The sequence below is a fragment of the Vibrio sp. GJ43-1 genome (genome assembly GCF_055808835.1).
In genome coordinates this window covers 753,258-777,635 of sequence record NZ_CM147885.1, presented here as the reverse complement: position 1 = coordinate 777,635, position 24,378 = coordinate 753,258, and the positions used below count along the sequence as shown (strand labels likewise).

22 protein-coding genes and 6 pseudogenes are annotated in these 24,378 nt (G+C 44.6%); 5 read left to right on the top strand and 23 right to left on the bottom strand.

The window, feature by feature from the left end:
- The first annotated feature begins 140 nt into the window (after positions 1–140).
- Positions 141–1,342: pseudogene (locus AC0L66_RS20820) on the top strand (enolase C-terminal domain-like protein).
- Between the two features lie 46 nt (positions 1,343–1,388).
- On the opposite strand, the pseudogene AC0L66_RS20815 reads toward AC0L66_RS20820, so the two are convergent.
- Positions 1,389–2,098, bottom strand: a pseudogene (locus tag AC0L66_RS20815) (GntR family transcriptional regulator).
- Positions 2,099–2,479: 381 nt separating this feature from the next.
- Here AC0L66_RS20815 and AC0L66_RS20810 point away from each other — a divergent pair.
- Both AC0L66_RS20810 and AC0L66_RS20805 read left to right on the top strand, forming a co-directional pair.
- The gene (locus AC0L66_RS20810; RefSeq protein ID WP_473570719.1) at positions 2,480–3,346 is read left to right on the top strand and encodes a DeoR/GlpR family DNA-binding transcription regulator; all 867 of its coding nucleotides are present in this window, start codon (positions 2,480–2,482) and stop codon (positions 3,344–3,346) included.
- A gap of 5 nt (positions 3,347–3,351) precedes the next feature.
- Positions 3,352–4,392 (top strand): oxidoreductase, encoded by a 1,041-nt coding sequence (locus AC0L66_RS20805; protein WP_473570717.1) that lies wholly within the window; start codon positions 3,352–3,354, stop codon positions 4,390–4,392.
- Between the two features lie 154 nt (positions 4,393–4,546).
- On the opposite strand, the gene AC0L66_RS20800 is transcribed toward AC0L66_RS20805, so the two are convergent.
- From AC0L66_RS20800 to AC0L66_RS20785, 4 genes are all read right to left on the bottom strand, one after another.
- Complete coding sequence (locus tag AC0L66_RS20800; RefSeq protein WP_473570715.1) at positions 4,547–4,732, bottom strand: hypothetical protein; 186 nt, start codon at positions 4,730–4,732, stop codon at positions 4,547–4,549.
- A gap of 245 nt (positions 4,733–4,977) precedes the next feature.
- Entirely contained in the window at positions 4,978–5,100 is a 123-nt protein-coding gene (locus AC0L66_RS20795; protein ID WP_473570713.1) for a hypothetical protein, read from the bottom strand.
- 61 nt (positions 5,101–5,161) lie between these two features.
- The gene (locus AC0L66_RS20790) at positions 5,162–5,419 is read right to left on the bottom strand and encodes a hypothetical protein (protein ID WP_428751999.1); all 258 of its coding nucleotides are present in this window, start codon (positions 5,417–5,419) and stop codon (positions 5,162–5,164) included.
- Positions 5,420–5,653: 234 nt separating this feature from the next.
- A complete protein-coding gene (locus AC0L66_RS20785) occupies positions 5,654–5,962 on the bottom strand; it encodes a Fis family transcriptional regulator (RefSeq protein ID WP_265674248.1) in 309 nt (102 codons plus the stop codon).
- A 379-nt stretch (positions 5,963–6,341) separates the two neighbouring features.
- On the opposite strand from AC0L66_RS20785, the gene AC0L66_RS20780 reads away from it, so the two are divergent.
- Positions 6,342–7,637 (top strand): DEAD/DEAH box helicase, encoded by a 1,296-nt coding sequence (locus AC0L66_RS20780; protein ID WP_265674249.1) that lies wholly within the window; start codon positions 6,342–6,344, stop codon positions 7,635–7,637.
- A 128-nt stretch (positions 7,638–7,765) separates the two neighbouring features.
- Here the strand turns inward: AC0L66_RS20780 and AC0L66_RS20775 are convergent, their stop codons facing one another.
- Both AC0L66_RS20775 and AC0L66_RS20770 read right to left on the bottom strand, forming a co-directional pair.
- Positions 7,766–8,548 carry a helix-turn-helix transcriptional regulator gene (locus AC0L66_RS20775; protein ID WP_473570711.1) on the bottom strand — a complete coding sequence of 261 codons (783 nt, stop codon included), beginning with the start codon at positions 8,546–8,548 and terminating at the stop codon, positions 7,766–7,768.
- Positions 8,549–8,607: 59 nt separating this feature from the next.
- Positions 8,608–9,141: a YbhB/YbcL family Raf kinase inhibitor-like protein gene (locus tag AC0L66_RS20770; protein ID WP_265674251.1), complete on the bottom strand. Its 534-nt coding sequence runs from the start codon at positions 9,139–9,141 to the stop codon at positions 8,608–8,610.
- A 279-nt stretch (positions 9,142–9,420) separates the two neighbouring features.
- On the opposite strand from AC0L66_RS20770, the gene AC0L66_RS20765 reads away from it, so the two are divergent.
- Positions 9,421–9,879 (top strand): exoribonuclease R, encoded by a 459-nt coding sequence (locus tag AC0L66_RS20765; protein ID WP_265674252.1) that lies wholly within the window; start codon positions 9,421–9,423, stop codon positions 9,877–9,879.
- Positions 9,880–9,958: 79 nt separating this feature from the next.
- Here the strand turns inward: AC0L66_RS20765 and ureG are convergent, their stop codons facing one another.
- The 16 genes and pseudogenes from ureG to AC0L66_RS20685 form a co-directional block, all read right to left on the bottom strand.
- A complete protein-coding gene (gene ureG / locus AC0L66_RS20760) occupies positions 9,959–10,579 on the bottom strand; it encodes an urease accessory protein UreG (protein WP_244354128.1) in 621 nt (206 codons plus the stop codon).
- A 39-nt stretch (positions 10,580–10,618) separates the two neighbouring features.
- Entirely contained in the window at positions 10,619–11,311 is a 693-nt protein-coding gene (locus tag AC0L66_RS20755; RefSeq protein WP_473570709.1) for an urease accessory protein UreF, read from the bottom strand.
- 3 nt (positions 11,312–11,314) lie between these two features.
- Positions 11,315–11,884: a HupE/UreJ family protein gene (locus AC0L66_RS20750; RefSeq protein ID WP_473570708.1), complete on the bottom strand. Its 570-nt coding sequence runs from the start codon at positions 11,882–11,884 to the stop codon at positions 11,315–11,317.
- Between the two features lie 73 nt (positions 11,885–11,957).
- Positions 11,958–12,410 carry an urease accessory protein UreE gene (gene ureE, locus AC0L66_RS20745; protein WP_265674255.1) on the bottom strand — a complete coding sequence of 151 codons (453 nt, stop codon included), beginning with the start codon at positions 12,408–12,410 and terminating at the stop codon, positions 11,958–11,960.
- Positions 12,411–12,461: 51 nt separating this feature from the next.
- A pseudogene (gene ureC, locus AC0L66_RS20740) lies at positions 12,462–14,166 on the bottom strand (urease subunit alpha).
- A gap of 77 nt (positions 14,167–14,243) precedes the next feature.
- Entirely contained in the window at positions 14,244–14,579 is a 336-nt protein-coding gene (locus tag AC0L66_RS20735) for an urease subunit beta (protein WP_265674256.1), read from the bottom strand.
- Between the two features lie 8 nt (positions 14,580–14,587).
- Positions 14,588–14,890: an urease subunit gamma gene (ureA, locus tag AC0L66_RS20730; RefSeq protein ID WP_265674257.1), complete on the bottom strand. Its 303-nt coding sequence runs from the start codon at positions 14,888–14,890 to the stop codon at positions 14,588–14,590.
- A gap of 32 nt (positions 14,891–14,922) precedes the next feature.
- Positions 14,923–15,838, bottom strand: a pseudogene (locus AC0L66_RS20725) (urease accessory protein UreD).
- The gene (gene urtE, locus AC0L66_RS20720; RefSeq protein WP_473570934.1) at positions 15,835–16,530 is read right to left on the bottom strand and encodes an urea ABC transporter ATP-binding subunit UrtE; all 696 of its coding nucleotides are present in this window, start codon (positions 16,528–16,530) and stop codon (positions 15,835–15,837) included. Before urtE ends, AC0L66_RS20725 begins: the two are co-directional and overlap by 4 nt.
- Positions 16,531–16,536: 6 nt before the next feature.
- Positions 16,537–17,382, bottom strand: a pseudogene (gene urtD, locus AC0L66_RS20715) (urea ABC transporter ATP-binding protein UrtD); the annotation flags it as partial.
- Entirely contained in the window at positions 17,379–18,545 is a 1,167-nt protein-coding gene (gene urtC / locus AC0L66_RS20710) for an urea ABC transporter permease subunit UrtC (protein ID WP_265674261.1), read from the bottom strand. The gene urtC and the pseudogene urtD, both read right to left, overlap by 4 nt.
- Positions 18,546–18,556: 11 nt before the next feature.
- Positions 18,557–20,182, bottom strand: a complete 1,626-nt coding sequence (gene urtB / locus AC0L66_RS20705) for an urea ABC transporter permease subunit UrtB (protein WP_473570706.1) — start codon at positions 20,180–20,182, stop codon at positions 18,557–18,559.
- Between the two features lie 102 nt (positions 20,183–20,284).
- A pseudogene (gene urtA, locus AC0L66_RS20700) lies at positions 20,285–21,572 on the bottom strand (urea ABC transporter substrate-binding protein).
- Between the two features lie 247 nt (positions 21,573–21,819).
- Positions 21,820–22,665 (bottom strand): GNAT family N-acetyltransferase, encoded by an 846-nt coding sequence (locus AC0L66_RS20695; protein ID WP_265674264.1) that lies wholly within the window; start codon positions 22,663–22,665, stop codon positions 21,820–21,822.
- Between the two features lie 139 nt (positions 22,666–22,804).
- Entirely contained in the window at positions 22,805–23,020 is a 216-nt protein-coding gene (locus tag AC0L66_RS20690) for a TIGR02450 family Trp-rich protein (protein ID WP_265674265.1), read from the bottom strand.
- A 461-nt stretch (positions 23,021–23,481) separates the two neighbouring features.
- The gene (locus tag AC0L66_RS20685) at positions 23,482–24,363 is read right to left on the bottom strand and encodes a hypothetical protein (RefSeq protein ID WP_473570704.1); all 882 of its coding nucleotides are present in this window, start codon (positions 24,361–24,363) and stop codon (positions 23,482–23,484) included.
- Positions 24,364–24,378 lie beyond the last annotated feature (15 nt).

The window sequence follows — 24,378 nt, the reverse complement described above, 5'->3', positions numbered from 1 at the left end:
TGATATTTCCAGAATTGGTCTGTTTTTCATTAACTATTACCACTAATAATGAACCAATAAAAAATAGGCTATTTTTTACTTGATCAAACCTGTTTTTAGCGGTTAGATAATAGCAGTTAATTTATATAGGCAGCATCATTGTGAAAGAAACCATTATATCTGGTATTGAATGTATTATTACCAAACCAGACAGGCATAATTTAGTCACTGTCATTGTTGAAACCAATGCTGGTGTCACTGGCTATGGCTGCGCGACGTTCCAACAACGCCCACTCGCGGTTAAAACGATGGTAGATGAATACTTAAAGCCTCTGCTTATTGGAAAAAACGCCAATAATATAGAAGATTTATGGCAAATGATGATGGTTAATGCTTATTGGCGTAATGGCCCAGTTATTAACAATGCTATTTCAGGCGTTGACATGGCACTTTGGGATATTAAGTCCAAACTTGCTAATATGCCTTTACACCAATTATTTGGTGGTAAGTCTCGTGATGCTATTCCTGTATATACTCATGCCACGAGTGATTCAATGGAAGGTATTTACAAACTCGTTGATGGTTTCCTTGAACAAGGCTATAAACATATTCGCTGCCAACTTGGGTTTTACGGTGGTGTGCCAGAAAATATCCATACAACAGAAAACCCAACTTCTGGATCCTATTACGACCAAGACCAGTATATGGATAACACGCTGACCATGTTTAAATCGCTTCGCGAGAAATATGGTAATGAATTCCACATTCTCCATGATGTGCATGAGCGCCTATTCCCTAATCAAGCGGTGCAATTTGCAAAAGATGTTGAGCAATACAAGCCATTCTTCATTGAAGATATCTTGCCGCCAAGTCAAACCGAGTGGTTAGATAATATAAGAAGCCAAACCTCGGTATCTCTTGGGCTGGGTGAGTTATTTAATAATCCCGAGGAATGGAAATCTCTCATTATTAATCGTCGCATCGATTTTATCCGCTGCCATGTTTCACAAATTGGTGGTATCACACCTAAGCACTAAAGCTAGGGTACTTCTGTCAACACTTTGGTGTGCGTATCGCATGGCACTGCCCGCCTGATATGACACCGATTGGTGCCGCAGTAAATACTCACTTAAACGTTCATTTGCACAACGCCGCTATCCAAGAGCATGTTGAATATAAAGAGAATACCCATGCGGTGTTCCCAAATGCACAAGAACCCAAGAATGGGTATCTTTATGCCTCTGAAGTCCCTGGTATTGGTGTTGAGATGAACCGCCAAGCTGCTACTGACTATCCAGTGGAATATCGTCCACATGAATGGACACAAAGCCGCTTACCTGATGGCAGTATTCATACACCTTAATGGGTGGGTACTATTCTAACCCATGAATAAAATGGCCGCTTTGCGGCTATTTTTTATCTCGATATTGAATGTTTTTACTATTAAATGGGGTGTGATACGTGCATTGATAATTGATATCTATAATATCACTGACAATAAACACTTCACCATTCGAGAGAAAACCACGGTTGGTAATATTCATTGCCGCTGCACCACGCTTACAATCTAGCAGTTGTGCTTCTTCTTTTGAGGTATTTACGGCGCGGTAGGTTGTGAGATATTGTTCAATATCTAAACCTATGTCGAGTGCGTGCTTTTGCAAAGAGTTTTCTATAATCGTATCATTCATTTTTGGAAATAGTTTTACTCAGGCATTCTCGCTTCTTCTACTTGAATGACTTTTCCATCAATGAGCCTTAAGCGCTTTACATTCCATATATAATCGTCATCGTCCAAAAGAAACACACGTTTCTCATTTGAATCCATCACTCTTTTGTTCAATGTCAGCTTACTATACGACATACTCTTGAAACTATTTTCAGTAATAGAGTTATACACAAGAGGGTTATTATTAATGTCTCCATTAATAAATATACCAGAACCAGACTTCACGGTAACAATACCGATAGATTCTAATTTCTCTAGTGCTTTTCTTATGGTAAACCTAGATACCTCATAACTTTCTGCAAGCTCTCTTTCTGAAGGCAATTTCATCGTAATAACATTCTGACAGATCTTACTGATAACGTCTTGAACGATAAACTCATATTTTTTCATCGGATTATGAAAACCTAGTAATTAGAGGGGCTAAAAGAGTGTGAATACAACATTGCACATAAACTATCGACTATCGACTATCGACTATCGATGCTAGCTTTTGAAAATACTTTACCTAACTCCATAATTTTAGGCGACTATTCCCTTGAGATCCATCTTTATTAAAAAGTTCTCTCTCGTCCTCTCGCGATCAAAAACACCACTCCCGAAAGGCCGTCTCTATCGTGAAGCCCCCACTGAACAGCAAAGATTGCACGATGACTAAGCTAACGCGTGCAAAACCACTTAATATACCTTACAATCACGCAAAACCACTTAAGTAAATTCCATTACTTTAACAAACACAATCATGTTAACTGCCTCATATGGCACGGTTTGAACATGAGTCTACCGATAACGATGACGCAAAACGCTATGACACAACAAGCTATGACACAACAAGCTATGACACAACAAGCTATGACCCAAGATGAACGATTACTAGCAATGCAAACCTTGCTCAATCAAAAAGGCAAAATTACCCTTAATGATCTCTGCGAGCAATTTGCGATCTCCCGGGATTCTGCTCGACGTGACCTCGTCAAGCTTGCTCAACAACCCGGTATACAACGCATTCGTGGTGGTGCGATAATTTCTCCGGTCACTCCATATGCAATAGCCTATCAGCAAAAAACCATCAGTCAGGCAAAAGTGGACATCGGCCAACTCGCCGCCAGCCTAGTTGAAGCGAATGACTATGTACTGCTTGATACGGGAACGACATTAACTGCAATGGCAACGTACCTACGCGCCCCGCTTACTGTCGTCACCAATTCGGTCGATTGTTTATCAACACTCACTCGTGGCGCAGACTCAATACACAATGCAGAGCAAAAGATTGGGGTTCATATTTTGGGTGGGGAGTTTGACGTGTTTCATCGCGCCATTCTTGGCAGTAATGCGATTAAGCAATTAGAAAGCTACCGAATTAACAAAGCATTCATAGGGGTTTGCGCCTTATCAGAGCATGGGGTTTCCACCAGCAGCGAAGCCGAAGCCTCGATGAAGCAAGCCATGATCGCACAAGCGGAAACGACCATTTTAGTTTGTGATAGCAGCAAATTTGGCCAGCAACACTTTTTCCAAGTCTGCAGCTTTGAGCACGTTGATGTGATCGTTTCCGATCAAGCCCCGCCCGCTAACATTGCCAGTCAGCTTGCCAAGCACGATATCGACATCATTCTTACGACCCCTTCGACGAAGAGTTAAACACTATGGATTTTACCCCTATCAAAACCGCCGTCATTGGTTACGGATTTTCAGCAAAAACTTTCCACATCCCATTTATCAGCAGCATGGCTGAATTTGATCTGTGTGCGATTAGCAGCAGCCAAGCGGAGTCCATTACACATGACTGGCCGACCGTGGCGCATTATCACACCGCCGATGAGCTGCTTAATAACAGCGATGCAGAGTTGGTGATTATCACCGCACCCAATGACGTGCACTTTTCATTGGCGAAAAAAGCCCTAGAAAATAACAAGCACGTCATCATCGAAAAACCATTTGTGACTCAGGTAGAAGATGGCGAGACTCTCGTTGCACTAGCCGAGAAACAACAACGTGTACTCAGTGTTTATCATAACCGCCGTTGGGATGGTGATTTCCTTACCGTCAAAAAGCTCATCGAAGAAGGTAAGATTGGCGACATTAAACACTTCGAATCTCACTTCGACCGTTTTCGTCCAGAGGTTCGTCAACGCTGGCGTGAACAGACCACAAATGGTGGCGGCATTCTGTTCGATTTAGGTTCACACCTTATTGATCAATCTTTAGATCTTTTTGGTTTACCGGACGCGATTACCGCCCAATGCTTGATGCTAAGAGAAGGCTCCTCGAATGTGGATTACTTCAATGTCACACTGCATTATCCTAACCACGTCGTGCTGTTACACGGCGATCTCTTTAGCGCTGCGCCAAATCATCGCTTTAGCGTCAAAGGTACGAAAGGTAGTTATGAAAAATTCGGCCTCGATCCCCAAGAAGAAAGATTGATCGCGGGTGTTTCGCCATCAGAGCCAAATTGGACAGAAGAAGCAGTGGAGCATCACGGTAATTTGTATCACGCAGATTCCATCAACAAAGTGGTTACTGAGCCAGGCAATTACCAACACTATTTTGCAACTATGGCAGAGGCGGTACGCAATAACGGTCGCCCACCTGTTGAAGCGAACGACGCGATTTGGACCATAAAAATTATTGAACTGGCGATGGAAAGCAGCCGACTTGGTAAGACCTTAACCGTTGAAAAATAGTGGTTAAAAAGTAGCTATGAAAATGGTTCGGAACAGTAACGCTCTGTTTCGATACCAACGAGCACGGCTTTCCAACGCTAGTCAAAAAGTCGTGCTCTACAAAAGACATCAATTCGGTGAAGTGAGCCGAATGTAGTTTGCTAGGAGTGATTCTCTAGGAATAAACAATATCGCTCTCGATATAGTCTTCATCACTAAACCAAGTAACGGTGCCCACGTAGCCATTTTCATTCAGTTTGGTGTCAATTTGCGCCGCAATTCGTGCGGTCATTTTGATCCAACCCTCTTCGTTTTCTAACCCTTCTAGCAATTCACCAAGCGATAGCTTGCGCTGCCGCATCCAATTGCAAACTCATATAATGCATTCTTAGTTACCCGTTGATGACACGATTCATCGTCGCTACCGTACTGCTTATCGACGTTACGACAGCTGAGCGCGCATTATGCGGGGAAACGCGGAAAACTGTTAGTGAATTTGCTCACTTAACCGCACGCGTCGTCATCACTTAATGAAAACAATCACCACAAGCTTTCTTGAAATCGAATCGGTGAAATGATGGATTATGTAATTCTCACAAGAATAGTTTATTTATTCTTATGAGAATCTCGATATTTTTTTGCCATCCACTGATGCAAATGAAGTCCTGTTTTACGCTTTAGGAATATATCGACCCCAGCTAAAATCAATAGCCCAATTATTGTTCCCATAATCATCTCCATGCTTAACTATAGTTTGTAAGTCAATCGAATCAACACTATCGAATTAAACCTAATCCATTGACTTGATTAATTTATCTACATTAAGTCCACCAAGTTCCTCTAGGTTACTTTTAATCTCTTCATCTATTGATAGGTGGCGTTCGACTTTCTTTACTTCCTTCTCAAGGAATTTTTCAACTTCTTGAGATACGTTGAACATCAACCCCTGCTCACGTGCTGATTTTCTAGCTCGCTTAAGACGAAAATCTAAGTCTGATGAAATCTTAATGTTTAGTGATACTTTGGATTGTTTTTTCTGTAATGACATGTCGACTCTCTACTTCAACTTAATAACACCATAAACTTTTCTACCTTTTTAGCAAGAAAAATAGGTATTAAGTGTGACTAAATTGGAATCAGAACAGATAAGATGACTGTCTATGAACAAAATGTGCAAAATACTTTAGGTCAAAGGTAAGTTTGCCACGGTCAGATCAGGGATAAGTGAACCAGTATTCGTCGCACTGATTCAGAGGGCAGACATTAGCCTTCTGGCTTTATATCAACTCTCGAACTTTTCTTGTGCATCGTAACTAATTTGCTTCTCTACATTCTTTAGTTGGACCCCAGCCTGGCTGAACGCCTTTTGGATGGTTGCTGAGACATGCTGCTGGCCGTCTCCCATTAAAAAATTGGTTCTCTCTAGATTCGTTTCGAATACGCAGATGATTTTTAAGCTCTGTGGGAAGGACGAGAATTTAACCGTATGAGTCACCCAAACAAAACCGTCGTAGCCTTTAAGGGTATCTTCACAAACTTTGGTTAACACTTCTCTAATCAGATTATCGATCTTCTTATCGGATTTTCGCATCAAGAAAATTTCCTATTTGTAGTGGATGAGTCACTATGACTGCATACTTTGCGAGCCCAATATTAGAAAAAGTATGTCATACAACAGGCTTTACTATTCGATTATACCCGCACCAAGTTCATAAAGGCCCAGAAGTGCTTTAGCTTACCTCCCCCATCCGACTTGATACCGTCAAAACGATCTATCTTTATTGTATCTGAACAAACTTTTTTACCTTCCGACACCTGTCATTGTACAAATTTGCGTCAACACCTAAAATTAGTCACCACAGGCACTGATTATTCCTCTATAATCAGCGACCGTATTTTTGGTCAGCCGCTGTTTGCTACTTTTTGTGTTGAAAAGCACCCGTAACAGCCACTGCTTTTAGGAACAAAGAATGTCATTTTTATCACAAGGTTTTTCAGCTGATATTGTGCGCGCACTAACTGAGTGTGGTTATGAAAAACTCACTCCCGTTCAACAACAGGCTATCCCACACGCTCGTCGTGGTGCTGATATCCTTGCACATGCACAGACTGGTACCGGTAAAACCGCTGCATTTTCTTTGCCTATTATTCAGCAAATGGTTGAAAATCCGCAATCACGCCGCCGCTCACAAGTCCGCGCACTAATTCTTGCGCCAACTCGCGAACTTGTTGACCAAATCGCACATAACATTGAGAACTACACGAAGTACGTTGATATCTCTGTCGCGGCCGTTTTTGGTGGGGCTAAAATGTCCTCTCAAGAACGTAAACTTAACGCAGGCGTAGACGTCCTTGTAGCAACACCGGGCCGCTTAATCGAGCACCTTGAGCTTGGTAACATTAGTTTTGCTAGTCTCGAGTTTTTGGTTTTTGATGAAGCCGACCGCATGCTAGATATGGGCTTTATTAGTGCCATTCGTACCATCATGAATGGTATCGCTCAGCACCCACAAACCATGCTTTTCTCTGCAACGTCATCGCCACAAATGAACGCATTGGCGCAAGATTTATTACGTAAACCAAAGCGTATTATTGTTAATGCTGAAAACTCAACAGCAGACACGGTTGCGCACGTTGTTTACCCAGTCGATGAAGACCGTAAGCGCGAGCTGCTGTCTGAATTAATTGGCAGAAAAAACTGGCAGCAAGTCCTGGTCTTTGTTAACTACAAAGAAACCGCTAATGAAGTGGTAAAAGAGCTTAAGCTAGATGGCATCAACGCGGTACTTTGCCATGGCGATAAAGCACAGAGTGCCCGTCGACGTGCGCTAGACGAATTTAAGTCTGGTAAAGCCCGCGTAATGGTGGCAACCGAAGTTGCCGCGCGCGGTTTAGACATTCAAGGTTTACCACATGTGGTGAACTACGACATGCCATTCCTTGCAGAAGACTACGTACACCGCATCGGTCGTACGGGCCGTGCTGGACAACAAGGTCATGCGGTTTCATTTGTTAGCCGTGAAGAAGAACTCACTCTTGTTCAAGTTGAAAAGTTGATTCAACAACGAATCAAACGTGTTCAACTGGCGGGTTATGAACCAGCCAGTCGTGATGCGCTTTTAACTAAGATGCAAAGCAAACCCGCCTATAAAGATCGCCAAAGCCGTACCAATAATTCAGACGAGCAAAGCTCAGCCGAACGTCGTCTTCGCTTTGCTCGTGCAATTAAAAACAAATCAAACAAAACCACCCGCTTGAAAGGGTAATAACAGAGTAAGGCGCACGCTTATTACTTAGGCAAACGCCTTAATTTGCATTAACGGCCTAGCAAACATTGCTAGGCCGTTTTTTTAGTGATATACCGTCAAAATCAGTAACACGCCTATAACTCCAATCACTCAATCCTATTCAACGTCTTCATGTAATCAGCAGGCGTCACACCAAACTTACCTTTAAAGCGCTGGCTAAAGCGGCCCGCCGATTGATAGCCACACTGTTGCGCTAAACTAAGGACATTATCATGACCATTTTGCATCAGATGCAATGCATGACTAAGCCGCACTTCCGCTAATACTTCACGATACTGAGTACCTTCTTGTTTGAGCTTACGAATCAGTGTTGCTCGACTCATCGCAAATCGCTCTGCGACCGTTTCCAGTGCATGCTCCTTGCCCGGAGCATAAGCCAAGTAATAACTTAGTTTCTGACTAAACACGCTAGAATTACGAAATAGTTGATGCAATGCCCCTTTCTCAGCCAATTGTTGAAACAACCCCATCACCCAAAACGTCTGTGTAGCTTGGCTCATGGTATTCAAATCGAATGAAAACAACGCATTAAGTGTGTCGTGCAAGGCGCTATCCATCATTAACGCCGGACCCTCTTGCCTGCTGGCTCGTTGAGTACTCAGTTCCAGCATCGTATTTGGAGGCTGGCAATAAAAGCTAAACATCCTCGATAAAAAACGCCCTTTTTGAGGAAGGTTCTCAAAGCACATTGACGCCGACGCCTCACATAACAACACTTGAGATGGCAAAATATCCTCAGTAGCGTCTTTCCAAAACAAGCGCTTACTACCCGTAATGATCTGAATAATACTCGGGGAATGAATCCGCACATTACGTAATTGTTGTGGCTGTTCAGCGCGAAAGAACGACACTTGATATTGATTGCTCATCCATTCCCCTCCATTGTTCTATCATTGGGCATACACAGTTATCTGCTCTGCTATACGCGTTATCTAGTATACGTCGCCGTTAATGTCGCTTTATCAAGTGCCATACTATTCAAAGTAAAGCCCACTACTGCCGCTGGTGTATTTTCTTGTAAATTTAATTTGTCCGTTGGCAGTGCCCAAACAGTAAATTGATAGCGGTGCATACCATCATTTTCAGGAGGACATACCCCACCAAAACCTACGGTGCCATAGTCAATGCGTGACTCCATACCGCCTAGCTTCTTTATATCTACGCCGCGAGGCAGCTCGTTAACCGTGGCTGGAATATCAAACGCGATCCAGTGCCAAAAACCACTTCCCGTCGGTGCATCTGGGTCGTAAGCGGTGATAGCAAAGCTCTTGGTTCCTGCTGGTGCATCTTTCCACATCAACTGTGGCGACAAATTGCCACCATCACACCCCCAGCTAGAATATTCGAACGTTTTCGCCATAGGGTGACCTTCTTGAATATCATTACTTGTGATCTCCAATGCCTGAGCAGATCCAACCGCTAAAAAACTTAATGCAATAATCGACTTAGTGATTGCTTTCATAATACGTTCCTACTTGTTGAGTTCGATATGTTGAGTTCGAGTGGTTAAGCTCGAGATAAGTATAACCGCTGTCAAAAAGAATATAGCAACAGTAAGTATCAAATTAATCTAAATAACAGCCAACAATGAAACTTATAGAAGGTTGATGGTTCTGCTTTTTCAATCAAGCAACCGAACGATTGCAATAAATCCAGACAATCTTTATTTCAATGCTGGTAAATTCACCCATAGTGCTTAAAATGCGGGTTCAATTGAATAGCCAACTAGAGCACCTTATCTATGCTTCGTGATTACACCTTTAATTGCCTTGTCACCATGCCACGCCACGAACTAGAAGAGTTCAGTATGCGAATGATCAGTAAGATGGTGCCAGAAGAAGTCATGAGTGAGCTGTTCACTTTTGAACATGAAGAAGTCGACAGTGAAGAACGTATGATGTCGGCACGGTTGGATGCAACGCTACGTATGACTGCTATTGCGTTATGTGAGATCCAGCAAGCCTTTGATGATTCTGACAATGCTAAACAAAATAGTGAGCGAATGACGCGCTTGGTGCTTTGGCACTTTTATGCCATCTCATTTAACTTGGAACAAGCCATTACACTGGAAACGCATTGTGAGCACGTTGAAACGCTGCTTATCAATCCACCAACAGAAGCCTTTGGTTGGGTAAAAATCCTCACAGAGCTACTACACACCTACGCCAGTATTAATGCCAAGCAAAATCCGTCAGCATAAACACACTTTTTGTATTCTCGTCTATCGTTAATGCCAAGCCATAGTTAACAGCGCACGTTAACCATGGCTAACATCATATCTAATGAAACTCGAGCATACCTTGAGTCAAAATGAAGTCGATAATGACATCGAGCCCATGACTCTCTTTCAGGTTAGTAAACACATACGGTTTGGTTGGACGCATTCTTTGCGTATCTTGTTCCATCACTTCTAGTGACGCTCCCACATAAGGTGCGAGGTCGATCTTATTGATGACGAGTAGATCCGAGCGCGTAATACCAGGACCGCCTTTACGAGGGATTTTTTCACCCTCTGCCACATCAATGACATAAATAGTTAAATCTGCTAATTCTGGGCTGAAAGTGGCACTTAGATTATCACCGCCACTTTCTACAAACACGACATCAAGATTTTTATGCCGCTTCGCGAGCTCTTCTACAGCAGCAAGGTTCATTGAAGCATCTTCACGAATAGCGGTATGAGGACAACCTCCCGTTTCTACGCCAATGATTCTATCTGGCTCAAGTGCTTCTGCCCGGGTAAGGATCTTCGCATCCTCTTGAGTATAAATATCATTGGTGACGACCGCGATATTGAGCTTGTCGCGAATTGCTTTACACAAGACTTCTAACAACGCCGTTTTACCTGATCCTACTGGACCACCAATGCCAATTCGTAACGGTTGTTTGTAACTTTCCATAGTATTTCCTATTTCATCATCTTGTTTCGCTGTTTTTCATTAAGAACGAAAAAGCCGGGTATATTGTGTTTCATGTAGACTACTGGCAATGGACACAGAAGGCGTAAAACTGCCAATCATCCAATCTTCTGTTTGCTCGGCAATCCGTAAAGCTTTCGTGAACTGATCGGATAGATTGATCAATGCAATCTGACCATCAGTCTGACCAAGGGGTACCAACTTAACGCCAGCCATCACTAAGTTCTCTGCCCAGCTCCACAAGTAACCTTTTTTCAATGCCATTACATCGATATTCCAATGCACTGCAGCCACACAAAACCCAAGGAGTTGATTCGCGGGATAGTCACTTAATTCAACCCCATCGGCTTCAATTTCTAGCCGATTAAGTAACGTATTGAGTGCCAACCCGCGCTGTTTTTCCTCTGCTCTAAGCTCTTTCGTCTCTCGGCTGCTATGAAGCATTTGTGAAAGGTAGTGGATCTGAGCCGTATCCTTTGCTTTAACGGCGACATAAAGCCTATCGATAATCGGCAGCTCAAGCGTAGCAACGCTGCTAAACAACATATTGCTCAGCCATTGTTCCATCGATGTTCTGTCAGTAACCCAAGTGGCCTCTACCGCCCATTCCAAACCCTGCGAGTAAGTAAACCCGCCAATAGGAAGAGATGGACTAATGAGTTGAAACAGTCGATAACTCGACACATCATTATCAATAGCAGCACTAACAGTCATAAACTAAGCAGCCATTAAAAACAGTGAACTCGCGGTTGCAACACCAACCGATAACCAACGCGACGCTAGCCCTTGTCCCAATTGAGTGCCCATTGCCATTAATGCACTCGCCCCTAATGCCATACCTAAAGAGAATTGACCTAGCGTTCCTTGCGCCTCAACACCGTGCGCATACCCGTGGAAAAACATCATTCCGATACACAAACCGACGGCCAACTTCACCATACGTTGTGACACACTAAATACTTGCCAGATAGCTAAACTCACCATAAACAAGGACGCAACAATCGCCAATTCAACACCCGACACTAAGCCAAAAACTTTACCCGCCAATAAGCCAACCATAAGAGTGATTAACGCGCTTGCCAATAAGCCTAGTTTTATTTTCTTGGTGGCGGTTAAGCAGCCAACAAGTAAGCCAAAAGCGACCAACATAATAAGATGGTCAATACCAGTAACAGGATGAAGCAGACCACTTGTGAACGCAGTTGAATCATGTCCTGGGTGGGCCAACGCCACTGCAGGAGAAAGAGAAAGAGCGGCTACGCTAATTTTGACGAACGTTGATTTCATTGAAATGTCCTTTTCTTGTTCTTTATTGTGTTTACTATTGTAAGTTGCGTGTCATACCAATTACGTTATGTATTTAGTGGTGGTGATGACCCCCTCCACTTTTCCCGCCATAGGCACCGCCTTCAGGTTCAAAGGATGCCAGCTCGACCGACACTTTCGCGCCCAAACCTTCGACCATTTCATCCAAAACGTGGTCATGCTGGTAACGAACCCAACCAAACTCCACTTGCAACGGCACGTGACGATTACCAAGGTGGTAGGCGACACGAGTCAGTAAAAGCAAGTCACTGCAATAGACGGACGACACTTTCTCCGGTGCGGCTTTCACTTCAATCACTAGGCCACAGCGGCTTTTTAACTGCTCACCACCTCGCAAAATATGCCCTCGCGGCAAAAAGAGGCCTGCGTCACGCCCATCATCAAGGATGACTTTTAGGCGGCTTTTAATGCGACTATCAATCGGCAAGCTCAAAAATGCATGAGGCTTCGTCGTAAGTTGTTCTGATATTTCTGTCAATTCGATCAATGTGTTGTCCTCAATCACTCAAAATTCAAAGACGTGCTAGGGTAAAGGTGGTTAAAATAGAAAGTAGCGCTGAGCCATAGGCAGCACTTCCGTGCGGTTCACACACCAATAACTCGCCATCTGCTCGCACCTGATACGTTTGCGAGTCGACTTCAATATTGGGTTGCCAATCATTTAACTTCATGTCGGCCTTGCTAATGGTTCGGCAATGTTTAGCAACACCAATCAAGCTCCCTAGCCCTAACTCAGAAGCAATGCCCGCATCTTGCGCAGCCTGAGAAACAAACAGCATTGATGTGTTCTGAGACGCCTTACCATAGCTACCAAACATAGAGCGATAATGAACCGGTTGTGGGGTTGGGATCGATGCATTCGGATCGCCCATTGGTGCCATAGCAATCATGCCGCCTTTCAAAATGACGCTAGGTTTGACACCGAAAAATGCCGGTTTCCAAAGTACTAAATCCGCTAATTTTCCCACTTCAATCGAGCCAATTTCGTGCGCCATACCGTGGGTAATAGCTGGGTTGATGGTGTATTTGGCGATGTAACGCTTTAGCCGAAAGTTATCGCTATAGCTGGAATCTTGTTTCAGACTGCCACGCTGAACTTTCATCTTATGGGCGGTTTGCCACGTGCGAGTGATGACTTCTCCCACTCGTCCCATCGCTTGCGAGTCTGACGCGATCATCGAAAATGCGCCAAGGTCATGCAAAATATCTTCCGCCGCAATGGTTTCACGTCGAATGCGAGATTCAGCAAAGGCAACGTCTTCCGCGATCGATGGTGACAAGTGGTGACAGACCATTAGCATGTCTAAATGCTCGTCTACGGTGTTAACGGTATAAGGTCTAGTGGGATTGGTTGAAGAGGGCAGTACGTTGGATTCGCCCGCCGCTTTAATGATATCGGGGGCATGCCCACCGCCCGCGCCCTCAGTATGATAAGTATGAATAACGCGGTCGCCAATCGCACCCAATGTCGACTCAACAAAGCCAGATTCATTGAGCGTATCGGTATGAATGGCGACCTGCACATCCATCTCATCAGCAACGGTCAAGCACGTATCGATAGAGGCTGGCGTCGTTCCCCAATCTTCATGTAATTTAAGACCAACAGCACCCGCCGTCACCTGCTCGCGAAGCGCCTCAGGTTGACTTGCATTGCCCTTGCCAAGCAAACCGAAATTCATTGGAAACTGGTCAAGAGACTCAAGCATACGATGCATATTCCACGGACCCGGCGTACAAGTTGTGGCATTGGTGCCGGTATTGGGCCCTGTACCACCGCCAATCATCGTCGTCACACCGGATGCTAAGGCTTCTTCGATTTGTTGAGGACAAATAAAGTGGATGTGAGAGTCAATGCCACCCGCAGTCAGTATCGACCCTTCACCTGCCAATACTTCCGTACCCGGACCCACAATGATATCAACGCCCGGTTGGATATCGGGATTGCCCGCCTTACCAATCGCTTGAATACGACCATTTTTGACGGCAACGTCTGCTTTGATGATGCCCCAGTAATCAAGAATTAATGCGTTGGTGATCACAAGATCTGGCGTTTCACGACTTGGCCTTTGACTTTGACCCATACCATCACGAATGACCTTGCCACCACCAAACTTAACCTCGTCTCCATACACAGTCAGGTCTTTTTCTACCTCTAGCCATAATTCTGTATCCGCTAAACGCACTCGGTCGCCCACGGTAGGACCAAACATCTCTGCGTATGCTTGTCTGGATATACTCGCCATTATTCTTCCTTGTTATTATCTTCCGTACCGTTAGTTACTGTCCGGATTTGGCTTCTATTCAATTTGGCTTCAACTCGTTAAACCTTGCCCATGACCTTACCTTGAAAGCCGTAAACTTCGCGTTTACCAGCAAAGGCCACCAACTCAACCGTACGTGACTGACCTGGCTCAAAACGTGTTGCCGTTCCGGCCGCGATATTGAGACGATAGCCTCGCGCTAACTCACGCTTAAAACTGAGTGCTGCGTTGACTTCAAAGAAATGATAATGGGAGCCGATTTGCACTGGGCGGTCACCCAAATTTTCGACCTTTATTTTGAGGGTTTCACGCCCAACATTGAGCTCGATGTCACCTTTAGCCGTTTCAACTTGTCCGGGAACAAACCCCTGATATTTGGTCGTTGAAGTACTCATACGCTCTCCTAGACTATGGGTTCGTGAACAGTAACCAGCTTGGTTCCGTCTGGAAAGGTCGCTTCGACTTGAACATCAGGTATCATCGATGCAATGCCCTCCATGACGTCTTCTGTAGTCAGTAATGTTCGACCAAAATCCATCAGCTCAGAAACCGTTTTGCCTTCACGAGCCCCTTCTAAGATAGCGCTAGAAATAAACGCAATTGACTCTGGGTAGTTAAGTTTCAAGCCCTTATCTTTACGTTGCTTCGCCAGCATTCCCGCGCAAAAAATCAGCAATTTGTCCTTTTCTCTAGGAGTTAATTCCATTTATAAGCCTTATTATCAGTGTTGAGTGCGTATTACGTTGCCCAAATCCTTGGTGGTTCTGGGCACTCTTCCGTCCAATGCTCACGCGTCAATTGCCAAACCTTTTGAAAGCAATCCAAGATCACTTCACTCCAATTTCCTAATGCTCTAATGACCAATAAGTTATCCAACTGACTCGCAGCAATGAGCACCGCACCTTCTTTGTATTCTTGTTGTATGTTAATGAGCAAGCTCTGTACCAACTGATAAAAATCATCGTCATCAATGGAAATATAAACCGCCCCCATCATTTGATAATTTAATAACCCTTTACTTTTCATATCCTTATCATCACCTCGAACATTTAACCCCTCGCTAAGGAGCAACTTATCATCGAGGTAAATTTCTGTTTTTCCGATTAAATGACTAGGCGCTGTATCCCTCATTTAGTGCAGGTCGACCAAAACAGTGCATCTCCCAGCCCAAAAATTGTGCGCCCGTTTCGAGGTGCACTCGCGTGTCCATACGAACATGAGCATCGGGGAAAAAAATGTTCTCTTGCGGTAACCATTCCAGTCGAGAATCCTTGCTGACATGCAACGTTTGTTGCTGTTTGGCGTACTTAGACTCCGAACGGTAAAACTTGGTGGCTCCCGGTGTGGTAATCAGCGTTTTAGCACCTTGATGTGCCTGCACGGTGATTTGCAAGGTATCACCCCCTACGACGCCACCCGGTGGGTGAAGCAGATAGCTATGACAAGGATTACCTTCAGGATACAGTGGGCGCTGAATCGCAAGTGGACCTTGTTGAGAACGGTGTTTAAGGACCGTTTTGTCACCGCGATCGATAAAGGTCAGCGCTAAACGCGCTTTCCAGCCACATTCGGTGTGGGCGTCGATGACCTGTCCTAACGTTGCTTCTAGCTCAGGCGGTAAACTCGACACAGGGATAGTATCTGCACGACTCATACTGTTAAGTACTCCTTGATCAGTTGCTCATTAAGTCCGGTCATGTCTCCTTCTGCGACTTGCCTGCCACGATCAAGAATACAAAACTGATCCCCTACTTTGCGCGCGAAGGGTAACTTTTGCTCGACCAGCAACACGGTCAGCCCCCACTTTTCGTTGAGCATACGAATGATGTCGCCAATCTCTTGTACAATGTTGGGTTGTATCCCTTCTGTTGGTTCATCTAAGATCAGTAGCTTAGGATTAACAACCAGTGCTCGACCAATAGCTAACTGCTGCTGTTGCCCACCTGATAGATCGCCACCACGGCGATGCAACATCTCTTTAAGCACGGGAAATAAGTCGAAAATAAATGTTGGAATCGTTCTATCTCCCTTAGCGCGGATCGGCAATCCAACTTCGAGGTTTTCCTGAACCGTCAACATTGGGAAAATTTGACGACCTTGCGGCACATAACCGATGCCCATGCGCGGTCGGGATTCAGCATCGTGTTTGAGCAGTGACTCACCATTCAATTGAATGTCGCCACTTTTCACTTTCACTAAGCCCATGATGCATTGCAATAATGTCGTTTTTCCGACGCCGTTTCGTCCCATCAATACCGTGCATTTGCCCTCTGGAATAGACATATCCAGATCCCATAGGGTATGGCTCTCACCATAGAATTGATTTAATGATTGGATCTGCAGCATGTTATTCCCTAGGTAAACCTGTTTGACTTCTGGATGGGCCTGAACTTGATCCATGGTGCCCTCTGCCAGTACATGACCTTGGTGCAACACGGTGACATGACTGGCGATAGAGCGAACAAAATCCATATCATGCTCCACCACCACCACTGAATGCTTTCCAGCTAATGAATTAAGGAGCTCGGAGGTTCGGTCCATTTCTTGGTGAGTCATCCCGGCTACTGGCTCGTCCACCAGTAATAGCTTGGGGTTTTGCATGAGTAACATGCCAATTTCTAGCCATTGTTTTTGACCATGCGATAGATTTCCAGCGTGAAGTGCTGCGTGGTTTTTCAGATGAATGAGTTCCAATACCGACTCTAATTTGTCTTTTTGCTCGCCCGACAACTTGGCGGTATACGTCCCCCAAACACTTCTCACCCCAGACATAGCTAATTCAAGGTTTTGCCATACCGATAGGCATTCAATGACCGTCGGTTTCTGGAATTTACGCCCGACACCAGCGTTCGCAATTTCTGACTCATTCATACCAAGAAGATTAATATTCGAGCCAAGCCAGACTTGTCCCGTATCCGGCTTGGTTTTACCCGTGATAATATCCATCATGGTGGTTTTTCCAGCACCGTTGGGGCCAATAATGCAGCGTAATTCTCCCTCCTTGATATACAGGTTAAGATCGTTAATCGCCTTAAAGCCATCGAAGCTTTTGTTGACCCCCTCGACATACAACAACACATTGTGTCGAGTATCAATTAGGGGGTGACGTTCAGGTTTTAAGAAAGAGAACACCTCATCGCGACGAGTGAATTCCTGAACAGAGTGCTTCAGTTGTTGGGCGCGGTTTAACGTCGTCATACGGTCGCCTCCTTGCTGCTATTCGCGTTATCTGATGCCTTTCTTTTAGCACCAATTTTGTTTTTCGCTAATTGAGTTTTGTCAGAAATAAAACCGATCAGACCTTGTGGAAAATACATCGTGGACAGCACAAATAGACCACCGAGGGCGAACAGCCACACTTCTGGAAATTCAACCGTAAACCAACTCTTGGCATAGTTGATCACCAACGCACCGACAATGGCACCGAACAAGGTCGCCCGACCGCCAAGCGCAACCCAAACCACTATTTCAATGGAGTTGAGCGGAGCGAACTCTCCTGGATTAATAATGCCAACTTGGGGGACATACAATGCCCCGGCAATACCCGCAATGACCGCTGACAATACAAAGATCCACAGTTTGATCCCATCGACGTCATAACCCATGAAACGCGTTCGCGATTCCGTGTCCCTAATTGCCATTGACACCCTACCTAAGCGACTACTGATAACACTACGACAAACAAAATAACTGAGAACAAGCGCAACGCCCGTCACCATAAACAACCCGATCTTAGTGGCGTCTTGTTGTAGGCTATAACCCAGAATATCTTTAAAGTCAGTCAGCCCATTATTGCCTCCAAAACCCATCTCATTGCGGAAAAAGGCCAGCATCAGTGCATAGGTCAATGCCTGAGTCATGATCGACAAATACACACCAGAAACCCGCGAGCGAAATGCCAAGTAACCAAACAAATACGCCAGTATTCCCGGTGCCAACACCGCCATCAAACACGCAAACCAGAACTGGTCAAACCCTTGCCAGAACCACGGTAATGCTTGCCAATCCAGGAATACCATAAAATCCGGTAATATCGGATTGCCATACACTCCCCGATCGCCGATCTGACGCATGAGATACATGCCCATCGCGTAGCCACCAAGGGCAAAGAAAGCGCCATGCCCTAGGCTCAAAATACCTAAATATCCCCATACGAGATCTACGGCTAACGCCAGCATGGCATAGCTTAGATACTTGCCCATTAAAGAGATGGTAAAGGTTTCTACATGTAAGGGGTGACCAACTGGTAACATGACATTGGCCAGCGGAACCAGTATTACAGCGGCCAAAATAGCGAAGACGGTGAGCTGGCCACCTTTATCGCCGCGCATGGCTGACAGTACAAAAGATTTTGATTGCATGATAATTACCCTTAACCTTCTGCTGCTCGTCCGCGTTGCGGGAATAGCCCACGTGGACGTTTTTGAATAAACAAAATAATAAATACCAACACGAGAATTTTCGCCAGTACTGCTCCCGCCCATGGTTCAAGGATTTTATTGAATAAGCCCAGAGACAACCCGGCAACGAGCGTGCCCCAGAGGTTACCAACCCCTCCAAACACCACCACCATAAACGAATCGATAATGTAAGCCTGACCCATGTTAGGTCCAACATTGGTCAGCTGAGATAGGGCTACACCCGCCACTCCAGCTACGCCAGAACCTAAACCAAATGTCAGCGCATCAACACGTTCAGAACGAATACCCATCGCTCTCGCCATGCCACGGTTTTGCGAAACGGCGCGCACTTGCAACCCTAAAGGGGTTTTCTTTAACACCATGACAAGACCAAGAAACACCATGATGCAAAACAATATGATGTAGAGGCGGTTGTATGTTAGCGACAGCATCGGGTTGAGTTGTAACGCACCTGACATCCACTCAGGCGTGCTGACCGAGCGATTCAGTGGCGAGAAAATAGATCGAACCGCTTGTTGCAAGATTAAGCTAATACCAAAAGTCGCAAGAAGAGTCTCAAGAGGTCGACCGTAGAGGTGACGAATAACGCTTCGTTCAATTGCAATACCCACCATTCCGGATACAACAAAAGCCATCGGAATAGACAAAATCAAAGAAAGGCCAATCTGATTCGGCATAAGCTGTTGCATCACATAGGTCGTGTAAGCACCGATCATAATCAGTTCACCGTGCGCCATATTAATAACGCCCATGACGCCAAAAGTAATCGCAAGACCAATACCCGCTAAAACCAACACGGAGCCTAAACTCAAGCCAAAAAAGACCGTTTCTACCCCCGAATAGAGTTGCTGGCTTTGTTGATAGCGGCCAAGTGCTCGCTCGGCTTCAGCAATAACAGCGGGGTCTTCTTCCGACTTCAGCACGCTATTTAGCGTCTGTAATACCACAGACTGTTTGTAATGAGACAATACCTCGATGGCAGATATCCGTTGTTCTATTGTCACCCCTGTTAGCGCATTATCAATGGCTACGGCAAGGTTAAGTATATGAGCAACATCGCGGTCTTTTTCAACATTCAGTTGTGTGCTTAACCGAGCAACCATCGCTTCATCGGTTTGCCCCAACAAAGCATTTACCGCACTTAAACGTACACTTGGGTCGCTATGTTCTAGCCCTAATGCCGCAATTTCTAAACGTAATAGACCACGTAACTTGTTATTGACTCGCACTTTTTTAAAAAGACGGGATTTTTCTACCGCAAGAGTGTCGTCACTCCAGGCGCTTTGTGCGTGAGAAGCCTGCTTGATATCTGTCGAAATATATAAACTTTGAAAGTGTTCACTTTTCCTGTCGTTAAAATAGAACAAGTCCCCTTGTAACCAGGCGGTCAAAACAGATTTAGCAACGTCATTTGACTCGTTACCAATAATCCAATTCATCGCTGTTTCTTTCTGGGGGTTATTTTTTCCTATAAGCGTTTGAGAAAAAGACTCTCTGTCACTAACGCTGGCGAACGCAACGTGCGTACCCAAAATAAGGAACACCACCGCTTTCAACATCTGTATGATAATTTTCATGAAATGTGTCCTTTTGTACTGCCCACAATCCATCATTTATCTGGGCAGAAACGAAAAGGTGCTCCTACATATCTATGTAGAAGCACCAACATAACCGAGGAATTAGTTTGCGCTACCTGCACACTTACCGGTTTCTACGTTAAACGCACCACAAGAAAATGGCTTAGACCAACTTGAGTAAAGCTTGGCAGATTCCGGGAGGTAATTTGACCAAGCATCGCCTGCCACTAAACCCGTGGTTTCCCATACGACATCAAATTGACCATCATCTTGGATCTCGCCAATCAGAACGGGTTTCGTAATGTGATGGTTTGGCAACATGGTGGAGTAGCCGCCAGAAAGGTTCGGTACTGACACGCCGATTAGTGCGTCTTGTACTTTTTCAGCATCTGTGGTGCCAGGCATTAGTGACTGCCTGAGTCCACATATTAAAGCCAATGTAATGTGCTTCCATTGGATCGTTGGTGACACGTTTTTCACTCGCAATAAACTTCTGCCATGTTTCAACAAATTCATTATTGCTTTCGGTATCAACGCTCATGAAGTAGTTCCATGCCGCCAGATGTCCAACTAGTGCGGACGTATCCATACCGGAGAGCTCTTCTTCACCCACAGAGAATGCAACCACAGGTATGTCTTCTGAAGAGACGCCTTGTGCACCAAGCTCTTTGTAGAAAGGTACATTTGCATCCCCATTAATGGTCGATACAACCGCCGTTTTCTTACCCTCTGAACCAAACTTCTTAATATCAGACACGATTGACTGCCAATCAGAATGACCAAAAGGCGTGTAGTTAATCATGATATCTTGCTCACTCACCCCTTTGTTTTTCAGATACGCTTCAAGGATTTTGTTGGTCGTACGCGGGTACACATAATCTGTACCAGCTAACACCCAGCGTTCCACCTCCAGCTCTTCCATTAAGTAATCAACAGCAGGTACAGCCTGCTGGTTTGGCGCGGCACCAGTATAGAAAACATTTTTAGACGACTCTTCACCTTCATACTGGACCGGATAGAAAAGAATACTGTTGAGCTCTTCAAAAACAGGCAGCATGGATTTACGAGATACGGATGTCCAACCACCAAAGACGACGTCTACCTTCTCTTTCTCTACCAACTCTCGTGCTTTTTCCGCAAACAATGGCCAGTTTGACGCAGGGTCTACCACCACGGCTTCTAACTTTTTACCTAACAAGCCACCTTTTTTGTTTTGTTCCTCTACCAACATCAGGATCGTGTCTTTTAGTGTGGTTTCACTAATCGCCATGGTTCCAGAGAGTGAATGCAATACACCGACCTTTATCGTGTCGTCGGCCATCGCTAGGCCAGAGGTGAAAGCAAGTGATGCACCGATTGCCGCAAGCTTAAGTTTGAACGTCATGTTCATGCTGGATATCTCCTTATTATGAATAGTTATTCAATATTCATACATCAAGAAAAATGCCACTTTTAAAAATGGCGCAGAGATAGGTTTAAGCACTTGAAATGATTAGGTTTATTTTTTCGGGCGCACAAATTAAGCACATCACACCATTGTGATGCGCCGCATATTGGTGCAAGTGTTGAAATGAGTTTCACTAATTTGGAGAGGTGACTCGTAATATTTTAAGTAATGGCTAGAGCTTTTAACCTCACTAACCAATTTCAAATGACGTCACACCATACGTTCGACCCAGCTGTATATCTGGTGAAGATTTTGTATACATGCGCGCCGTTTCAAAACTTGGCGTCATCTGATACTGCTGAGCAAGCTCAATTGCGGCTTTGTTATTTTCGGGGACATCAAGATAAACCGGCATGCCCTCATTGACCGCAGAGATGAGACTAGGGTAGAGCTGGTTCGCGATCGCTACATTATCAGCAAACAAAGGGGCTATTTTATATCCGTTGTGGCATGCGCGTATGACCCCCACACCTTTGATATCACTGCCATCATAATAAACAAGTGCCACACTGTCGGGTTGAGTAAACCAAGCGCGATAGAACGCCGCTCTTGCTGCTGGGAAAAAGCCTTCGACATAGCGAGTCAGCGTAGACTCATCGACTTGATTCGCCGCGATGACCTCATCTAACTTAAGGTCGCACCGTCGAGTGACACTTTCATATCGCACGTTATTATGGGAAAAAACAAAGCCTGAATGCTGATAGTTATCCTGTTGTTCAACCACACCATCTAAGCCAATATTGCAGCCATCCAAATACGCCATTCCGCGTTGCCATATTTTCCAACCATAGCCTAAACCACGATACTTAGGTTTGACGATATAGAAGCCAAGGAAACCAAAACGATTGTTATATTTCACAACAGAGATACATGCAATGGGCTCACCATCAAGCACACCAACTAAAAAGCCGGTAGGATCCGCTAAGTAATAATTGGCCGCATCGTTCAACCCAGGGTTCCACCCTTCTTCAGCCGCCCAAGCAACCGCAACGTCTAGTTCGTCCTTAGCCATCACTCGAATATGAAATCCTTTCATCGTCCCTTTCTGCCTTGTTATTGATGTGCCCTTAAAGAATAAACTAGTGTGGATTAGCTTATGAAACAAGGGCAATGACGCTCTCTTTGCCCTAATTATGAACAGAGACATTTCGCGAAAGTGCAACGAGTAAGCTTCATTACTTCCAACCTTGAAGCCAGTCCTGAGGATTTTTCAAGATAACCCAATCAATAGCGTATTCGCGTTTTGATAAAACGGCTTCTAATTTACACGATAAAACTGAGCCATCTTCTTCAAACTCCACTTCTGTTACCAAAAAATGTTTTTCTCGATTCAGTGGTTTCGTTGCTGTCCATTTACTATTGCGCAGCTTAGCTGGATTAATTCGATTCATAATGACTCCGTGAATATCGGCGAATGGATTTAAACACTGCCGTTTTTACGAGCCTCGTAATGTTTCAGGTCAATCCAATTAAAGGAATAAATAACAACAAGCCAATGTCTCGACTCAAAGTAGGTTCACGACTATTACTGCGGTAAAGAGACTAAGCAATAAAGCTCGGGCTATGAAACGGACGCTGCTGTGCTCGCTGAACCTCTTTGGTAATATCTTCCTGAAAAGTCTTTGTTGCGAGTGCTTTGACATAATTATTTTGCATGACCTACCCCTTTTCGTTGTTGTTGTTGTTGTTGTTGTTGTTGTTGTTGTTGTTGTTGTTGTTGTTGGGGTAAGCATAAAACCTCAAGCTAAGTTGAGGTCAAGGCATCATGTAAATAAAGTGAACATTGCGTGGATATTCTGGCTAATACAGTGTGACTAACGTAGGAGGGTATAAGTACTTAGTTGAGAAGTCTTTAGTCATTTCGTGCTTCAATCGACACGACCGTTTGCTGCCTATCAAGCGTTAAATGCAACGTCTTTGGCAATGACAATATTGGCGGCGCTTCATCTTTTTTTACTTCAGTGAGAAGCGACAATGAAACTTCTGAGATAGCGCCTGTTACCGCTTTTATCAAATAAGCGCGGTTGTTTATAAACGCACTATTTTCAATCGGCAAAAAATAAACCAAAACAAATTCTTGTTTGGCATCTTCATAAATGGTGATACAAGAGTCGGATTCGTCCTGGCATTGAGGGATGGAATCTGGCAAATGATAACGATACTTTTCGCTGACCTCTCTCATAATATGAATATAGTCAGCTTGCTTATGAGGCTCTCCGTAAAAATGGCTATCTTCAACACACAGCAACGAAACCAGTTCACCTTTGGTTTCATGGGACACGGTTAACGACTTATTGATGGTATGGTGCGACATACTCCCTTCATTCAACCAAGGAATATTCACGCCACGATGGTCCAATTCTAATAGCAAATAATTCGCGTCATTGCTTCCATATAATGCATCGACAAAGTCATAGTAATATTGACCATTTACGGCTTGATACTCGGAGGCCGCGCCTCGAGAATAGGACTCACTGCTTATCTTCATGGCTCCAACTCTAGGCTCTGTGACACTCAGTTCAACCTTGGCTGCTTTGCCATAGCGGTAAGTGATCAACCCTTCACTATCAGCACAGAAACTGACGGTTTTTCCATTTCTCAGTTCACAGCCTGTGACATCCACTTCATTCGACTGACACAGAGAGCCTGCATAGCTCGGTGCCGCTATCAACCTAGGTGCCACTATCAACATAGGTGCCGCTATCAGCATTGCAGTAAGAAAAAGGGACTTCACATCGCGCCTCGTTGG